Below are 16,951 nucleotides of genomic sequence, written 5' to 3'. Positions count from 1 at the left end.
CTAAGGGCCTAATCTGCCAATCGATTCGCCAACCCCTATCCTTGCGGTTGAGGGCCAAAAGCGGCATTGTCGCTGCCCGAGATGCCGCCGCTTGGCTTTGCATTCGAGACCGATCGTAACGATCCCGCCATACATCCTGGAGCTAGGCGAACCGTGATGCTTTCCATTCGTATGAATCGTTGGACCTTCGCCGCAGTCACTCTCGCCGCACTGGCCGCACCGGCTGCGGTTTTGGCCCAGACGCCCGAACACACGGGAGATAACTCCGCGCAGTTCCCGAGCAAGGCCGACCTGAAATCGCTGACGACGTCCGGCAGCTATCTGGCCGCGCGCCACGCCAGCGTCGAGCGCGACGCCGCTTCCGCCGCCGCATTCTATCGCTCCGCGCTGCGCACCGATCCCAAGAACAACGAACTCATTGGACCGCGCCTTTATCTCCTCGCTGGCCGATGGCGACATCGATGAAGCGGTCAAGCTTGCCGATCGCATCCTGACGATGGACAAGGCGAACCGCGTTGCGCGGCTGGTCGTCGGCGTGCGTGACCTCAAGCAGAAGAAATATGCCGCCGCGCAGCTCAACATCAACCAGTCGATCCGCGGGCCGATTACCGACCTGGTGGCGACGCTGCTGTCGGGTTGGGCGAACTACGGCGCGGGCGATGCCAAGGCGGCGGTTGCAGGTATCGACAAGCTGACCGGCCCTGAATGGTATCCGATCTTCAAGGATCTCCACACCGGGATGGTCCTCGAGATTTCCGGCAAGGACAAGGATGCGGGCACGCGGTTCGAGCGCGCCTACAAGCTCGACGATTCGATGCTGCGCGTGTCCGACGCCTATGCGCGCTGGTTGTCGCGCAACAAGGACGGCGCTGCGGCGGCCGGCATCTACGAAGCGTTCGACAAGAAGCTGCCGCGGCATCCGCTGGTGCAGGAAGGGCTGCGCGACACCAAGGCCGGCAAGAAGCTGCCGCCGCTGGTCGATTCGGCGCAGGCCGGCGCGGCCGAAGCGCTGTACGGCATCGGCGCCACGCTGACCCGCCGCGGCGGCGAGGATCTCGCGCTGGTCTATTTGCAGCTCGCGCTCTACCTGCAGCCCAACCATCCGCTGGCGCTGTTGTCGCTCGCCGATCTCTATGAGTCCGTGAAGAAGCCTCAGATGGCGATCAAGGTCTACGAGCGCATGCCGGCCAGTTCGCCGCTCAAGCGCAACGCGCAGATCCAGCTTGCCACCAATCTCGACGCCGCCGACCGCAGCGAAGAGGCGATCAAGATCCTCAAGGGCGTCACCGCGGAAGCGCCGAAAGATATCGAAGCCATCATGGCGCTCGGCAACATCGAGCGCGGCCGGAAGAAGTTCAGCGATTGCGCCGGGACCTACACGCAGGCGATCGACGCGAACCCCGGGGTGACGGACAAGAACACCTGGGTCACCTACTATTATCGCGGCATTTGCGAGGAACGTTCCAAGCAGTGGAACAAGGCCGAAGTCGATATGCGCAAGGCGCTGGAGCTGCAGCCCGAGCAGCCGCATGTGCTGAACTATCTCGGCTATTCCTGGATCGACCAGGGCATCAACCTCGACGAAGGCATGAAGATGATCAAGCGTGCCGTCGATCAGCGGCCCGACGACGGCTACATCGTGGATTCGCTCGGCTGGGCGTTCTACCGGATCGGAAACTTTGAGGACGCAGTAAAGAATCTCGAGCGCGCGATCGATCTCAAGCCCGAGGATCCGACCATCAACGACCATCTCGGCGATGCCTATTGGCGCGTCGGGCGGACACTGGAAGCTAAATTCCAGTGGGCCCATGCCCGCGACCTCAAGCCCGAGGCGGAGGAATTGCCGAAGATTGAAGCCAAGATTGCCAACGGTCTGCCCGACGATACTTCTTCTGCGGCTTCCGCCGACAAGAAGAAAGAAGACGGCAAGGGCGGTTGAGGACTTTGGGGGCCGTTTGGCAATGCCGGGACTGAGTGATGAAGGGCGTGCCAAGGTCAACCTGACCTTGCGGGTGAATGGCCGCCGTGCAGACGGCTATCACGATCTCGAAAGCGTGGTGGCGTTCGCCGACTGCGCCGACCGGCTGACGTTGACGCCTGGTTCCGACCTGAATTTGAAGATGACGGGACCGCTGGCGCAGGCCTGCGGCGAGACGTCGGACAATCTGGTGCTCAAGGCCGCGCGTCTGTTGGCCGAGCGCGTACCGGACATGAAGGCCGGCAGTTTCTCGCTCGACAAGGTCTTGCCGGTGGCGGCCGGAATCGGTGGAGGTTCGGCCGATGCCGCAGCCGCCCTGCGGCTGCTTTCGCAGCTGAACGGGCTCGCGCTCGACGATCCCCGCATCATCGAGGTCGCGCGACTGACCGGCGCCGACGTGCCGGTCTGCGTCAACTCACTCGGCTGCGTCATGACCGGCGTCGGCGAAACGCTGCAGCCGCTCAGCCTGCCGAAAATGCCCTGCGTGATGGTCAATCCCGGCGTTCCCGTCGCGACCAGCGACGTCTTCAAGGCGCTCGGCCTGCGCAACGGTCAATTGCTGGTCGGCGCCACCGACGTGCTGCTGCAGGACCGCTGGCCCGATGAGAAGGCATCTCTTGAAGATTGGGTTGAAGCGCTCGCCGCCAGTTCCAACGATCTGGAAGCGCCCGCCATGCGGGTCCAGCCCGTGATCTCTGAGGTCATCGCGGCGCTCAATGCGACCAACGGCGCCTGGCTGGCGCGGATGTCCGGATCGGGTGCCACCTGCTTTGCGATCTATGAGAACACCGCCGAAGCCGGCCGCGCGGCAGAGAAGCTCCGGCGCGACCACCCCGGCTGGTGGGTGCATGCGGGCACGCTGAGCTAACGCTGTCTTCGTAGGGTGGGCAAAGGAGCGTCAGCGACGTGCCCACCATCTATCCCAATGACGAGTGAATGGTGGGCACGCTTCGCTTTGCCCACCCTACGGACTCGCCGGCCGCCGCGCGAACACCAGCGAAATGCCGAGGCCTGCGATGAACAGGCCTGAACCCTGCCTGAGGCGCTGCAGCAGCTGTGGCCGGCGCGTGAGACTGGCGCGCGCCGTCGCGGCCATCATCACCACGACGACATCGGCCAGCGTGTTGAGGGCCACCGAGATCAGGCCGAGCGTGATGAACTGGAGCGCGATGTAGCCGCCGGCTGGATCGATGAACTGCGGAATGAAAGCCAGAAAGAAGGCGGCGGTCTTCGGGTTCAGGGCTTCGACCAGCACGCCTTCCCGAAACACGTGGTGTGCGCGGACAGCGATGGCCTGTTGCGGCAGCAGATCGCGCGCTTCGCGAAACGTCTTGAGGCCCAGCCAGACCAGATAGAGCGCGCCGACGAATTTGAGCGCGGTGAACAGCTCGGCGCTGGCAAGGATGATCGCCGAGACGCCAAGCCCGCCCGCGATCACATGCACCAGCCCGCCGAGCGCCGTTCCAAATGTCGAGGCGATGCCGGCTCGCTTGCCGCCCGACAGCGTCCTTGCCGCGACGTAAAAGATTCCAGGACCGGGGACGGCGGCGATGACAAGGGCGGCCAGGAGGAACAATGTGAAATTGGTGCCGCTCAATGCGATCTCTCTTTGTAGGATGGGTAGAGCGCAGCGAAACCCATCGATTGCCGCCACTGGGATGCTGTCATCACCCGCGAAGGCGGGTGATCCAGTATTCCAGAGGCATCAGTGTTCCGTTGAGAAGCCGCGGCGTACTGGATACCCCGCCTTCGCGGGGTATGACGGAAGCGGAATCAATGCGACCGCGCCAGGCAGAACGCCACGACCTGTTCGAGCGCCGTCTTCATGGGCGAGGCAGGGAACAGCGCCAGCGCGTCGACGGCCATTGCGCCGTAATGCTGGGCGCGGCTGATCGTGTCTTCCAGCGCGCGGTGCTTGGTCATCAGGCCGATGGCGTGATCGAGGTCGCTGTCGCCGATCTCGCCACGCTCCAGCGCCTTGACCCAGAATTTGCGCTCGCTGTCATTGCCGCGGCGGAACGCCAGCACCACCGGCAGCGTGATCTTGCCCTCGCGGAAATCGTCGCCGATGTTCTTGCCGAGTTTCGCGGCCTTGCCGCCATAGTCCAGCACGTCGTCGACGAGCTGGAACGCGATGCCGAGATTCATGCCGACCGAGCGGCACGCGGTCTGCTCGGCCTTCGGCCGGTTGGCGATCACGGGTCCGACCTCGCAAGCCGCGGCGAACAGTTCGGCCGTCTTGCCCCGGATGACGGCGAGGTACTCGTCCTCGGTGGTCGCGGTGTTCTTGGCGGCCGCAAGCTGCATTACTTCGCCTTCGGCGATGGTGGCCGCGGCGGAGGAGAGAATGTCCAGCGCACGCAGCGAGCCGACCTCGACCATCATGCGAAAAGCCTGGCCGAGCAGGAAGTCGCCGACCAGCACGCTGGCTTCATTGCCCCACAGCATCCGCGCCGACAGCTTGCCACGGCGCAGTTCGCTCTCGTCGACCACGTCGTCGTGCAGCAGCGTTGCGGTGTGCATGAACTCGACCGAGGCGGCGAGCTTGATATGGCCGTCGCCGGAGTAGCCGGTGAGGTTGGCCATCGCCAGCGTCAGCATCGGGCGGAGACGTTTGCCACCGGATGAGATCAGGTGGTTGGCGACTTCCGGAATCATGGTGACTTCCGACCCCGTCCGCGACAGGATCGTGGCGTTGACCCGCTCCATGTCGGCGGCGACGAGCCCGACCAGGGCATCGATCGAAGCGTTTGGGCTTTCGAAGGGTACAATAACCGCCACGCAGGTCTCCAATTTTGGCCAATTCGCACTATCCTTGTTCTACAATAGAAAGTGCCGGCTGAGGCGGCAAGGGCAGGTAGCGGTTGACAGACCGTGCGCCGCCGTCGCACCCGGGCGAAAAGGAGTGCGTCGCGTGCGGGAATTGGTCAGAACCAACGATATCGTGCTGGTTTCCGCAGTCGGCGCGCTGCTCGACGGCGCCAATATCCATCATCTGGTGCTGGACCAGAACATGAGCGTCATCGAGGGGTCGCTCGGCATCCTGCCGCGCCGTATCCTGGTTCACGAGGATGACAATCGCGAGGCCCGTCAGTTGCTGGCCGAGGCGGGCCTGGCCCACGAATTGCGCCCCGATGACTGACCCCGTCCTCGAACTGACCGAGGATGCGTTTCTCGGCGGGCAATTGCGTCTGAAGCAGCTGAAATCGGGACATCGCGCCGGTCACGATGCGGTGCTGCTGGCGGCGGCGACGCCAGCCCGTCCGGGCGACCGCGTCGCCGACCTCGGCGCCGGTGTGGGGGTCGCGGGCCTGGCGGTTGCCAGGCGCGTGGCCGGCATCGATCTGGTTCTGGTCGAGATCGATGCGGCACTGGCAGGGCTTGCGCGCGCCAATGCGGACGCCAATGCGATTCAAGCTGATGTGATCGTGCTCGATGCGGAGACCGATGCCGCAGCCTTTGCCGCTGCCGGCCTGGCTCCTGACAGCGTCGATGCGGTGCTGATGAATCCGCCCTTCAACGATCCCGCGCGGCATCGCGTTTCGCCGGACACGGCGCGGGGGATCGCGCATATGGCGACCGCAACGACGCTCTCGAAATGGGTTCATGCGGCGAGGCGCATTCTCAGATCGAGGGGAGCGCTGACGCTGATCTGGCGCGCCGATGGAATTGCCGAGGTGCTCTCGGCGCTCGATCACGGTTTCGGGAGCTTGCAGGTCCTGCCGGTTCACGGCGACGCACGGGGGCCTGCCAACCGCATCCTGGTTCGCGCCACCAAGGGCGGGCGGGCGCCGACGCAAATCCATCCCGCCCTGATGCTCAATGATGAGTCAGGCGTGCCCAATAAAAGGGTGCAGGAGATTTTGGCCGGGAAGGGGAGCTTGCCGCTCGCGAGCCCGTAAAGCTGGCTTCCTCGAACAGGACGCTATTGCGGAAGCGTCTCTGACTGTTGTTTGGGCGCCGATGTAAAGTGGATCGCGGCCAGAAGGCTGCCGATGAGCATGATCAGCAGATAGATTTTCATGTCAGTCTCCGCTGCGGCATTGCAGCTTTGGCATCTGCAATGCAAAAGGCTTCCAGCCCGAAAAGGGTTTCAGCCTTTGCAATGACAGTGGTGCGATAAAAAATGGTTAATTCGAGGTAACGATGTTGTCGGGACCGAACAATCTTTTGTGTAAGTCCTTTCAGGCCAATGCCCTCCATCGGCCAAGAGAAACAATCCCCCCCAAAATCGTTCAGTACAGGTGAGGTAACGGCATGAGTGAACAAATAAGTGATCGCGCGGGATTGCCGAACCTCTTGGCCAGGGTGAAGCAACTCATTCCGGCAAAATTCCGGCGCGACGCCGCGGTCGTCCCGGTGGTGCGCCTGTCGGGTGTCATCGGTGCGGTGACGCCGTTGCGGCCGGGCCTGACGCTGGCGGGCATCGCCAAGACCCTCGAACGCGCTTTCGCCACCAAGCACGCCAGGGCGGTGGCGCTGGTGATCAATTCGCCCGGCGGCTCGCCGGTGCAATCGCGCCAGATCTATCTTCGGATCAGGCAGCTCGCCGCGGAAAAGAAACTGCCGGTGCTGGTGTTCGTCGAAGACGTCGCGGCATCCGGCGGCTACATGATTGCTTGCGCCGGCGACGAGATATTTTGCGATCCGTCCTCGATCCTCGGCTCGATCGGCGTGGTCGGCGGCGGTTTCGGTTTTCAGGACTTGATCAAGCGAATTGGTGTCCAGCGGCGGCTCTACACGGCAGGCGAGCACAAGGCGATGCTGGATCCGTTCCTGCCCGAAGACCCCGATGACGTGGCGCGCCTGAAGGCGCTCCAGCGCGAGATCCACGCCATCTTCATCGCGCTGGTCAAGGGAGCCCGCGGTGCGCGGCTCAAGGGAAGCGAGGACGTCCTGTTCACCGGCGAATACTGGGCGGGTGAGAAATCCGTGTCGCTGGGCCTTGCGGACAAGATCGGCGATATCAGGTCGACGCTGCGCGAGCGCTACGGCGAGAAGGTGCTGACGCCCATCGTCGCGCCCGCAAGCGGGATGCTGGCCGGCCTGTTGGGCCGGAAATCGCCGGGGGCGGGTGCGCTGGCCGCCTTCGACGGTATCGGGGGACTGCCGGACGAGCTGATTTCCGCCCTGGAGACACGGGCGATCTGGGCCAAATTCGGGTTCTAGAAATCAACTGGAGGTCATCGAGCCGCGCCATTTAGTCCCAAAAGCGGAATTGCGGCGCAGGCCGGCTTGGGCGACAATGCGATCCATTGGGGGCTGACACGTGAACGACAAGGATCGACCGATGCCGCCGCTAGTCGCATTCGCGGGTGCCCTGGGTGGGCTCGCCGTGGTTCGATGGGCCTACAAGACCGCCGTCCGCATCAACAGGGAACTGGAAGAGGCGCGCCTGACACGCGTTGCCGAGGGCCAGACGGCCGACATTCCGACGCTGCGCCGCGACCCCGTCACCGGGGCTTATCGGCCGGGCTAGGACGAGCCACACAAACTGCCAATTCGGCGATGCCGGACCTCCGGCATCGCCTTGATTCCCTGCCTCCGCGTCGATACGGTCCCGCGCTCTTAAACCCCCCTTCGCGAGGCCGATTCTGCCGATGGACGCACTTCCTGCCCATATGCGCCCGGAACGTTCGTTCCAGGGCTTCATCCTTGCCCTGCAACGGTTTTGGGCGGAGCAGGGCTGCGTGATCCTGCAGCCCTACGACATGGAAATGGGCGCCGGTACCTTCCATCCCGCGACGACGCTGCGTGCGCTCGGGCCCAAGCGCTGGAACGCCGCCTATGTGCAGCCCTCGCGACGGCCGAAGGACGGCCGCTACGGCGAAAATCCCAACCGGATGCAGCACTATTATCAGTTTCAGGTGATCATGAAGCCGTCGCCGCCGAACCTTCAGGACCTGTACCTGAAGTCGCTGGCCGCGATCGGCATCGATTCGAGCCTGCACGACATCCGCTTTGTCGAGGACGATTGGGAGAGCCCGACGCTCGGCGCATGGGGGCTGGGCTGGGAGTGCTGGTGCGACGGCATGGAAGTATCGCAGTTCACGTACTTTCAGCAGGTCGCAGGTGTCGAATGCGCGCCCGTTGCCGGCGAGCTCACTTACGGGCTCGAGCGTCTTGCAATGTATGTGCAGGGTGTCGACCGCGTCTACGATCTCAACTTCAACGGCCGCGACGGCGCCGACAAGGTCACCTACGGCGACGTCTTCCTGCAGGCCGAGCAGGAATACTCCCGGCACAATTTCGAATATGCGGACACCACGATGCTGTTCGAGCAATTCAAGATGGCCGAGGAAGCCTGCCGGAAATATCTCGCGGCCGGTTGGAAAGAGGGCGGTAATCAGAAGGAGCATCTGATGGCGCTGCCGGCCTACGACCAGTGCATCAAGGCGAGCCACGTCTTTAACCTGCTGGACGCCCGCGGCGTGATCTCGGTGACGGAACGACAAAGCTACATCATGCGCGTGCGCGAACTGGCAAAAGCCTGCGGCGAAGCCTGGGTTCACACCGAAGCGGGCAGGGCGGTCTGATGCCTGATCTTCTGCTGGAGCTGTTTTCCGAGGAAATTCCCGCGCGCATGCAGGCCAAGGCGGCGGACGATCTGCGCCGCATGGTCACCGACAAGCTCGTTGCCGAAGGCCTCGTCTATGAAGGCGCAAAAGCGTTCGCGACGCCGCGGCGGCTGGCGCTGACCGTGCACGGCATTCCGGCGCGGCAGCCTGATTTGAAAACCGAACGCCGCGGACCAAAAATGGGCGCACCCGATGCGGCCGTGCAGGGTTTTTTGAAAGCGACCGGCCTCAAATCGCTCGATGAAGCAAAGATTCAGCGCGACCCAAAGGGCGATTTCTACATCGCGCTGATCGAAAAGCCCGGCAGCGCCGCGATCGACGTGATCGCCGAGATTCTGCCTGTCATCGTCAGAACTTTCCCGTGGCCGAAATCGATGCGCTGGGGCGAGCGTTCGGCCAAATCCGGCTCGCTCTCCTGGGTGCGGCCGCTGCATTCGATCATCGCCACCTTCGGGCCGGAGACCGAAGAGCCTGACGTCGTAAAATTTTCCGTCGACGGCATCGAGGCCGGGCAGACCACGTTCGGTCACAGATTCATGGCGCCGGCTGCGATCCCGGTGCGCCGCTTCGAGGATTACGAAGCCAAGCTGAAGGCGGCGAAGGTCGTGCTCGACGCGCAGGCGCGCAAGGACATCATCCTCGCCGACGCCAAGCAGTTGGCGTTCGCGCAAGGTTTTGAACTGGTCGAGGACCAGGTGCTGCTGGACGAGGTCGCGGGCCTCGTGGAGTGGCCGGTCGCGTTGATGGGCTCATTCGACGAGGAATTCTTGTCGATCCCGGGCGAGGTGATCCGCGCCACCATCAGAAACAACCAGAAATGCTTTGTGGTCAGCGATCCCAAGACTGGGAAGCTCGCCAACAAGTTCATCCTGACCGCCAATATCGAGGCCACCGACGGCGGCAAGACGATCATCGCCGGCAACGAGCGCGTGATCCGCGCGCGGCTATCGGACGCGAAATTCTTCTACGAGACCGACCTGAAGACGAAGCTGGAAGCGCGGCTGCCGAAGTTCGAGCAGATCGTGTTTCACGAGAAGCTCGGTACGCAGGCCGAACGGATCAAGCGCATCGAACGGCTAGTGGCCGAGATCGCGCCTTTGGTCGGCGCCGACGTCGAAAAGGCCAAGCGCGCCGCGCATCTGGCGAAAGCTGATCTGCTCACCGAAGTCGTCGGTGAGTTCCCTGAATTACAGGGCCTGATGGGAAAATACTACGCGCTGGCCCAAGGCGAAGACGCCTCCGTCGCTGCGGCGAGCGAAGAGCATTACAAGCCGCAAGGTCCCGCCGATCGCGCGCCGACTGATCCAGTAAGCGTGGCGGTTGCGCTGGCCGACAAGATCGACACGCTGGTCGGATTCTGGGCGATCGATGAGAAGCCGACGGGAAGCAAGGATCCATATGCTCTTCGCAGAGCGGCGTTGGGTGTCATCAGGCTGATCGTCGAGAACACGCTTCGGCTGCCGATCTTGAACGTGGCGAAGTCCACCATGGCTGGTTTGCCTGCAAAGGGCGACGCCCAGAAACTTCCGGGCGATCTCCTCTCCTTCTTCGCCGACCGCCTGAAGGTCCAGCTTCGCGACCAGGGCGCGCGTCACGATCTCGTGGACGCCGTGTTCTCGCTCGGCGGCCAGGACGACCTTCTATTGGTGGTCCGCCGCGTCGAGGCGCTCGGCAAGTTCCTCGAAACCGATGACGGCAAGAACCTGCTTGCAGGGACCAAGCGGGCGAGTAACATCCTCGCCATCGAGGAGAAGAAGGACAAGCGCACGTTCGACGGCGCACCGGATGCCGGGCTCCTCCACTTGGCGGAGGAAAAGACGCTTGCGAAGGCGATCGATCAGGTCAAGAACGAGGCCGGGGCTGCAGTCGCGAAGGAAGATTTCGCCAGCGCAATGAGTGCGATGGCCAAGCTGCGTCCGGCGGTCGATGCGTTCTTCGATAAGGTCAAGGTCAATGACGATGAACCCAAGGTGCGCGAGAACCGACTAAAACTCCTGAACGAGGTCCGCGCGGCGACCCGCGCGGTTGCGGATTTTTCGAAGATCGAAGGCTAGATCATGGATCATCAGACGCTCGCCGCTTACGACCTGGATGCGGCGGCGTTCGCGAAGGATTGGCTCGGTCAGCCGGCGCCCGTCGACCTGCAGGAAGTCGTCGAGCGGTTTTTCGTGCGCGGCGGAACCTCGGCCGATATCGGCTGCGGCTGCGGCCGCGAGGTCGCCTGGCTCCACGCGAACGGTTTTTCGGCCGTGGGCTTCGATCCTTCCGAAGGCCTGCTCAACGAGGCGCGCCGGCGATATCCCTCCTTCAAGTTCGCGCATGCCGAATTGCCCGAGCTGCGCGGCGTCGGTACCTTCGACAACGTCCTGTGCGAAACCGTGATCATGCATCTCGACCGCAAGCAGATTGCGGCGGCGGTTCGCCGGCTGCTCGATATCGTCAAGCCCAGCGGCATTCTCTATCTGAGCTGGCGCGTGACCGAGGGCGCCGATCAGCGCGACGCGCAGGGGCGGCTTTACGCGGCGTTTGATGCCGCTTTGGTGCTGACAGAGCTGAAGGCGACGACGGTATTGCTCGATGAAGAGGCGGTCAGCGCCTCATCGGGGAAGAAGATTCACCGGCTCGTGGTCAAGAAGCCGGGACTGGAAATTCGGGAATAAAGAAGACCCCGCCCGGAGGGGACGCCGGGCGGGGCTTCTTGTCCGGTCGTATCTCGCGCACATCCGCTTGCGCGGCGCCCGGACCAATCGTTCAGGCTACTGAGGTCAATCGACCACCTGAACGATGCGACGCGAACGCGGTTCGACCAGCACGGTCTGGCCATTCACCACGGTGTAGCGATAGGGCGTCATTCCGAACGTTTGCGGCACGTCGTAATAGGTGACGCCGGTTTCCGGCAGCACCCCGCCGACGATCACCCGCTCGGAAATCGTATAGTTCGGCACGCGTTCACGCACGATGTATTCGCGGAAGGCCGGCCGCTGGTTGGCAACGATGCCTTCGTGTTCGCCGATGACGACCGTGCTGCCGCCGGCGGTGCCGGTGGTGATCGTGGTCTGCGCCTGTGCCGCGATCGGGGCAGCCATCGCACCGGCGATCGCCGCAATGGCAAGTACTCTGTTCCGCATGGTCAACTCCTTCGCGAGAAGAGCGCCGGCTTTCGCCAGCGCACGATGCGGGGCCAATTCATCCGCTGCGGCATTGTTCCGGAAAACCGTGGCCTCATACGGGGCATTTCTGGGGAATTGTTGCGGAGGCGGGAACCCATTGAAGCCGTGAGCGTCTTGCTATTCCCAAACCGCGCCAGCGGTTAAGTTGCGGCCCTCGATTCGATTCCCCCTCATAAGCCGGAGATTTCAATGACCATCACCGCTGCGCACATTTCCCCGATCGTCGCCCTGATCGCGGGGGTCTTGATTCTGATTATGCCGCGGTTCCTGAATTTCATCGTGGCCATCTATTTGATCTTCGTCGGCCTGGCCGGTCTCGGCGTGTTCAAGATGTTCAAGTTCTAGCGCGGGAAAGCAGGCTTTCGCGGCTTGCGCGGAACCCCTCAAAATGGTGTAAGGCGCGCAATCTTCTCACCTTTTTAGATAGCTGGAATCCATGGCCAAAGCCGTCGCGAAGTCCAAGAAAACTGTAGCGAAGGCTGCAGTGAAATCTGTAGCGAAATCAAAGCCATCGGCCCGACCCAAGGCCGCCGCCGCGGCCCCTTCGGCCCGTAAGGCGCTAAAGAAGCCCCCGGCCAAGCCGGTCGCCAAGGTCGCGGCCAAGAAGGCTGTGGTCCGCAAGCCGGCCGCTGAGGCGGTAAAATCCGGCAAATGGGTCTATACCTTCGGCGACGGCAAGGCGGAGGGCAAAGCGGGCCTGCGCGACCTGCTTGGCGGCAAGGGCGCCAACCTCGCCGAAATGGCCAATCTCGGCCTGCCGGTGCCTCCGGGCTTCACTATCCCGACCTCGGTCTGCACCTATTTCTACGCCCACGACAAATCCTATCCCGCCGCGCTGAAGACGCAGGTCGAGAAGGCGCTCGACCATGTCGGCAAGCTGGCCGGCAAGGAGTTCGGCGATTCGAAGAATCCGCTTCTGGTGTCGGTCCGCTCCGGTGGCCGCGCCTCGATGCCGGGCATGATGGACACCGTGCTCAATCTCGGCCTCAACGACAAGACGGTCGAAGCGCTCGCCGAACTCTCCGGTGATCGCCGCTTCGCCTATGACAGCTATCGCCGCTTCATCACGATGTATTCGGACGTGGTGCTCGGCTTCGAGCATCATCACTTCGAGGACATCCTCGATACCTTCAAGGATGGCCAGGGCTATACGCTCGACACCGATCTCTCCGGCGACGACTGGGTCGAACTGGTGGGCAAGTACAAGGATGCCGTGGCGCGCGAAACGGGTAAGGATTTCCCGCAGGACCCGCACGAGCAATTGTGGGGCGCGATCGGCGCGGTGTTCTCATCCTGGATGAATGCGCGCGCGGTCACCTATCGCCGCCTGCACGATATCCCGGAGTCCTGGGGCACGGCCGTCAATGTGCAGGCCATGGTGTTCGGCAACATGGGCGAGACGTCCGCGACCGGTGTCGCGTTCACGCGCAATCCCTCCACCGGCGAGAGCAAGCTCTACGGCGAATTCCTGATCAACGCACAGGGCGAGGACGTGGTGGCGGGCATCCGCACGCCGCAGGACATTACCGAGGAAGCGCGCCAGGAATCCGGCTCCGACAAGCCGTCGATGGAAAGCGCGATGCCGGAGGCGTTCAAGGAGCTGACGCGGTTCTACACGCTGCTCGAAAAGCACTACCGCGACATGCAGGACATGGAGTTCACGGTCGAGCAGGGCAAATTGTGGATGCTGCAGACCCGCGGCGGCAAGCGCACGGCGAAAGCGGCGCTGCGCATCGCTGTCGAACTCGCCAATGAAGGCCTGATCTCGAAAAAGGACGCGGTGATGCGGATCGATCCGGCTTCGCTGGATCAGTTGCTGCATCCGACCATCGATCCCAACGCCAAGCGCGACGTGATCGCGACCGGCCTGCCGGCCTCGCCCGGCGCCGCATCGGGCGAGATCGTGTTCTCGTCCGACGAAGCCGCCAAGCTGCAGGCCGACGGCCGCAATGTCATCCTGGTGCGGATCGAGACCAGCCCGGAAGACATTCACGGCATGCACGCCGCCGAAGGCATTTTGACCACCCGCGGCGGCATGACCTCGCACGCCGCCGTGGTCGCGCGCGGCATGGGTAAGCCCTGCGTTTCCGGCTGCGGCGCCATTCGCGTCGATTACGGCCGCGGCACGATGAGCATCGGCTCGCGCACCTTCAAGACCGGCGACGTCATCACCATCGATGGCTCGCTCGGCCAGGTGCTGGCCGGCCGGATGCCGATGATCGAACCGAAACTGTCGGGCGAATTCGGCACCCTGATGGGCTGGGCCGATCAGGTTCGCAAGCTGGGCGTTCGCGTCAACGCCGACACCCCGGAAGATGCGCGCACCGCCATCAAGTTCGGCGGCGAGGGCATCGGGCTGTGCCGCACCGAGCACATGTTCTTCGAGGAAACCCGCATCCGCACCGTGCGCGAGATGATCCTTTCCGAGGACGAACAGTCGCGCCGCGCGGCGTTGTCTAAGCTGTTGCCGATGCAGCGCGCGGACTTCGTCGAGCTGTTTGAGATCATGAAGGGGCTGCCCGTCACGGTCCGTCTGCTCGATCCGCCGCTGCACGAATTCCTGCCGCATACCCAGGCCGAAATCGAGGAAGTCGCGCGCGCGATGAACACCGATCCGCGCAAGCTCGCCGATCGCGCCCGCGATCTCGCCGAGTTCAACCCGATGCTGGGCTTCCGCGGCTGCCGCCTCGCCATTGCTTATCCGGAAATCGCGGAGATGCAGGCGCGCGCGATCTTCGAAGCGGCGGTCGAAGCCGAAAAGCGCACCGGCAAGGCCGTCGGGCTCGAGGTGATGGTGCCGCTGATCGCGACCAAGGCCGAGTTCGATCTGGTCAAGGCGCGCATCGACGCCACCGCGCAGTCGGTGATGAAGGAGACCGGCAAGAAGCTGGCCTATCAAGTTGGTACGATGATCGAGTTGCCGCGCGCGTGCCTGATGGCCGGCGACATCGCGCAGACTGCGGAGTTCTTCTCGTTCGGCACCAACGACCTGACCCAGACCACCTACGGCATCAGCCGTGACGACGCCGCAAGCTTCCTCGGCACCTATGTCAGCAAGGGGATTTTGGAAATCGATCCGTTCATCTCGGTCGATCGCGATGGCGTCGGCGAACTGGTGAAGATCGGCGTCACCCGCGGCCGCAAAGTCCGGTCCGGTCTCAAGGTCGGCATTTGCGGCGAGCATGGCGGCGATCCTGCCTCAGTGGCGTTCTGCCACGAGATCGGGCTCGATTACGTCTCGTGCTCGCCCTACCGCGTGCCGATTGCCCGCCTTGCCGCAGCCCAGGCCGCGCTCGGCAAGACGGTTGCGAGCCAGGCGTAGTTAGAGCGCTCACTATCAACGGATACGACGTCATGCCCGGCCTTGTGCCGGGCATTTACGTTCTTGCGTGCAGTTCTTGCATGTAGGAGCGCGGACTGCATCACGCCGATCATGCTTCGCTTCGCTCGCAATGACGATGGAACTGCGGACGCAGCTTGCCTCGACATCTTTGGCAGTGCTGCACCGCAGTGCACGTAAAGATGCGCAGGAGAAGTTTTCGCCTGACATTTTTCTTCATCATCTTCGTTGACGGGATATTTACCACTTTCATCGCGTGCCTGTTTACCAACACTTCTTTTGCGAACCGCAAAAATTACGCGATCTCTTGCGTGTGACACGCAGGCCACGTCGATTAACTCCCCGGCAACCTAAATTCGATACCAACAAAAAAGGTCGAATTGCACGGATGTACTGACGTTCGATCGTGTAAGCGTTGCGTGAGCGTACAATGTTTGTGTTGCGTAGCCAGCCGAAGGGCGCGCGGTTCGCGTCCTTCGGCCTCGGTCTCTGCGTCTTCGCTTTGATGCCGACCGAGATCGGATACCAGGATATTGCTTCGCTGCTGGCGCGCCAGCCCGGCGTCGCCGAGCGCTGGCAGAAGCGGGTGTTCTCCTCCGCCGGCACGATCCAGGTCGCAACATTCTCCTTCGGCCGTCCGATCGGAACCTCCTCGCCGCAAACCGCGACCTATCGGCTGGCCAGCCTCGACAATCAGGGCATCGACATCACGGGATCAGTGACGCGCAATCCGCTCGTCGCGCCGCCGCCGCGTTATCACGCCGCCGATTTTCCCAAGGTCGATCGCACGCTGAAAGGCGATCGCCTCGTCGTGACGCCGCCGCCTGCCGAAACCGCAAGCCCGGCTGAGCGCGCGCCGACGACCGAGGACCCCGCGACGTCGAATACTTCGGTCAAGGGCGCCAAGACCGTCGAGACGGCGCCGTCCGTCGAGCGTGCGCCGCTCGACCCCGAGCTGCAGGCCGCGCTGAGCGCGCCGCCGCTGGCGCAATACGACATGTCGCTGTCGCTCGAAACCAAACCGCAGGACAGTCTCAAGACCGTTCCGGAGAAGCGCGAGGCCGCGCGCGCGCCTGCGCCGTCGCGCGATGGTTTCTCCTTCAAGACCTCCAGCCTGTTCTTTGGTTCGTCGCTCGGCTCGCCGGAGAACATCGAGCGCTGGCGACCCGGCGAAGAGCCTGTCATCGTGATGCCGGGCGCTGTTCCCGATCCCGACATGAAGGTGATGGCTTCGCTGCCGGTCGACGCCGACGGTCCGGTGCGGGCCGGCGAGATGGGCGAGAGCGTTGCGCCGAAGGGCGAGGTCAATTCCGACAACCAGCGTGCCAAGACGCCCGCCGAACGTCTCGGCCTGTTCGACGAAAAGTCGCGCGGCAAGTCGGAGAAGTGCCTGGCGGAAGCGATCTATTTCGAAGCCCGCGGCGAAGCGGTGCGGGGCCAGATCGCGGTGGCGCAGGTGGTGCTGAACCGCGCCTTCTCGGGTAAATACCCCGAAACCGTGTGCGGCGTGGTCTACCAGAACAAGCACCGCCATCTGGCCTGCCAGTTCACCTTCGCCTGCGACAACAACAAGGACGTCATTCGCGAACCCGACATGTGGGAGCGCGCGCAAAAAATCGCGAAAGCGATGCTCGACGGCCAGCTCTGGCTGCCGGAAGTCGACAAGTCGACGCACTACCACGCCTATTGGGTGCGGCCGTCCTGGGTCAATGAAATGAAGAAGATGTACAAGACCGGCGTGCACACCTTCTACCGGCCGCGCGCCTGGGGTAACGGCAGTGACGCGCCGAGTTGGGGAACCCAGGCCCAAACCGCGGCGATCTCCGCCAGTCTCGCCGAAGCCGCGCAAAGCTCGGCCGAGCAGGCGAGCGTGAAGCGGTAATTG

Annotated in this window: 14 protein-coding genes and 1 pseudogene; 12 read left to right on the top strand and 3 right to left on the bottom strand. The window is 63.3% G+C overall.

Features of this window, described 5'->3' with window-relative positions; all coding sequences use genetic code 11:
- The first annotated feature begins 156 nt into the window (after positions 1 to 156).
- A pseudogene (locus ACVWVY_RS40930) lies at positions 157 to 1,939 on the top strand (tetratricopeptide repeat protein).
- A gap of 22 nt (positions 1,940 to 1,961) precedes the next feature.
- Entirely contained in the window at positions 1,962 to 2,846 is an 885-nt protein-coding gene (locus ACVWVY_RS40925) for a 4-(cytidine 5'-diphospho)-2-C-methyl-D-erythritol kinase (RefSeq protein WP_456631692.1), read from the top strand.
- A 96-nt stretch (positions 2,847 to 2,942) separates the two neighbouring features.
- Here ACVWVY_RS40925 and ACVWVY_RS40920 read toward each other — a convergent pair whose 3' ends face one another.
- Both ACVWVY_RS40920 and ACVWVY_RS40915 read right to left on the bottom strand, forming a co-directional pair.
- Positions 2,943 to 3,575, bottom strand: a complete 633-nt coding sequence (locus ACVWVY_RS40920) for a LysE family translocator (RefSeq protein ID WP_456631691.1) — start codon at positions 3,573 to 3,575, stop codon at positions 2,943 to 2,945.
- Positions 3,576 to 3,751: 176 nt separating this feature from the next.
- Positions 3,752 to 4,759 carry a polyprenyl synthetase family protein gene (locus ACVWVY_RS40915; protein ID WP_108518510.1) on the bottom strand — a complete coding sequence of 336 codons (1,008 nt, stop codon included), beginning with the start codon at positions 4,757 to 4,759 and terminating at the stop codon, positions 3,752 to 3,754.
- Between the two features lie 133 nt (positions 4,760 to 4,892).
- On the opposite strand from ACVWVY_RS40915, the gene ACVWVY_RS40910 reads away from it, so the two are divergent.
- The 7 genes from ACVWVY_RS40910 to ACVWVY_RS40880 all read left to right on the top strand — a co-directional run bounded on the left by ACVWVY_RS40910 (position 4,893) and on the right by ACVWVY_RS40880 (position 11,216).
- On the top strand, positions 4,893 to 5,120 hold the full coding sequence (locus ACVWVY_RS40910; protein ID WP_426534305.1) for a putative signal transducing protein: 228 nt from the start codon (positions 4,893 to 4,895) through the stop codon (positions 5,118 to 5,120).
- Positions 5,113 to 5,880, top strand: coding sequence for a tRNA1(Val) (adenine(37)-N6)-methyltransferase (locus ACVWVY_RS40905; protein WP_456631690.1), 768 nt, complete (start codon positions 5,113 to 5,115; stop codon positions 5,878 to 5,880). Before ACVWVY_RS40910 ends, ACVWVY_RS40905 begins: the two co-directional genes overlap by 8 nt.
- 355 nt (positions 5,881 to 6,235) lie before the next feature.
- Entirely contained in the window at positions 6,236 to 7,147 is a 912-nt protein-coding gene (locus ACVWVY_RS40900) for a S49 family peptidase (RefSeq protein ID WP_456631689.1), read from the top strand.
- Between the two features lie 121 nt (positions 7,148 to 7,268).
- Positions 7,269 to 7,457 (top strand): hypothetical protein, encoded by a 189-nt coding sequence (locus ACVWVY_RS40895; RefSeq protein ID WP_456631688.1) that lies wholly within the window; start codon positions 7,269 to 7,271, stop codon positions 7,455 to 7,457.
- Positions 7,458 to 7,578: 121 nt separating this feature from the next.
- Positions 7,579 to 8,514, top strand: coding sequence for a glycine--tRNA ligase subunit alpha (locus ACVWVY_RS40890; RefSeq protein ID WP_456631687.1), 936 nt, complete (start codon positions 7,579 to 7,581; stop codon positions 8,512 to 8,514).
- Complete coding sequence (gene glyS, locus ACVWVY_RS40885; RefSeq protein ID WP_456631686.1) at positions 8,514 to 10,610, top strand: glycine--tRNA ligase subunit beta; 2,097 nt, start codon at positions 8,514 to 8,516, stop codon at positions 10,608 to 10,610. The genes ACVWVY_RS40890 and glyS overlap by 1 nt, the downstream gene beginning before the upstream one ends.
- A 3-nt stretch (positions 10,611 to 10,613) precedes the next feature.
- Positions 10,614 to 11,216: a class I SAM-dependent methyltransferase gene (locus ACVWVY_RS40880; protein ID WP_456631685.1), complete on the top strand. Its 603-nt coding sequence runs from the start codon at positions 10,614 to 10,616 to the stop codon at positions 11,214 to 11,216.
- 105 nt (positions 11,217 to 11,321) lie between these two features.
- Here ACVWVY_RS40880 and ACVWVY_RS40875 read toward each other — a convergent pair whose 3' ends face one another.
- Positions 11,322 to 11,684 carry a DUF1236 domain-containing protein gene (locus ACVWVY_RS40875; protein ID WP_456631684.1) on the bottom strand — a complete coding sequence of 121 codons (363 nt, stop codon included), beginning with the start codon at positions 11,682 to 11,684 and terminating at the stop codon, positions 11,322 to 11,324.
- Between the two features lie 231 nt (positions 11,685 to 11,915).
- Here ACVWVY_RS40875 and ACVWVY_RS40870 point away from each other — a divergent pair, with 231 nt between their 5' ends.
- The 3 genes from ACVWVY_RS40870 to ACVWVY_RS40860 all read left to right on the top strand — a co-directional run bounded on the left by ACVWVY_RS40870 (position 11,916) and on the right by ACVWVY_RS40860 (position 16,948).
- Entirely contained in the window at positions 11,916 to 12,071 is a 156-nt protein-coding gene (locus tag ACVWVY_RS40870; protein ID WP_456631683.1) for a DUF3096 domain-containing protein, read from the top strand.
- 91 nt (positions 12,072 to 12,162) lie between these two features.
- Complete coding sequence (ppdK, locus tag ACVWVY_RS40865) at positions 12,163 to 15,048, top strand: pyruvate, phosphate dikinase (protein WP_456631682.1); 2,886 nt, start codon at positions 12,163 to 12,165, stop codon at positions 15,046 to 15,048.
- A 448-nt stretch (positions 15,049 to 15,496) separates the two neighbouring features.
- Positions 15,497 to 16,948 carry a cell wall hydrolase gene (locus ACVWVY_RS40860; protein ID WP_456631681.1) on the top strand — a complete coding sequence of 484 codons (1,452 nt, stop codon included), beginning with the start codon at positions 15,497 to 15,499 and terminating at the stop codon, positions 16,946 to 16,948.
- The last annotated feature ends 3 nt before the right edge of the window (positions 16,949 to 16,951 follow it).

It is taken from the genome of Bradyrhizobium sp. URHC0002 (genome assembly GCF_054059515.1).
Note: the sequence above shows the minus strand (reverse complement) of the source record. Positions and strands in the feature narration are given on the sequence as shown.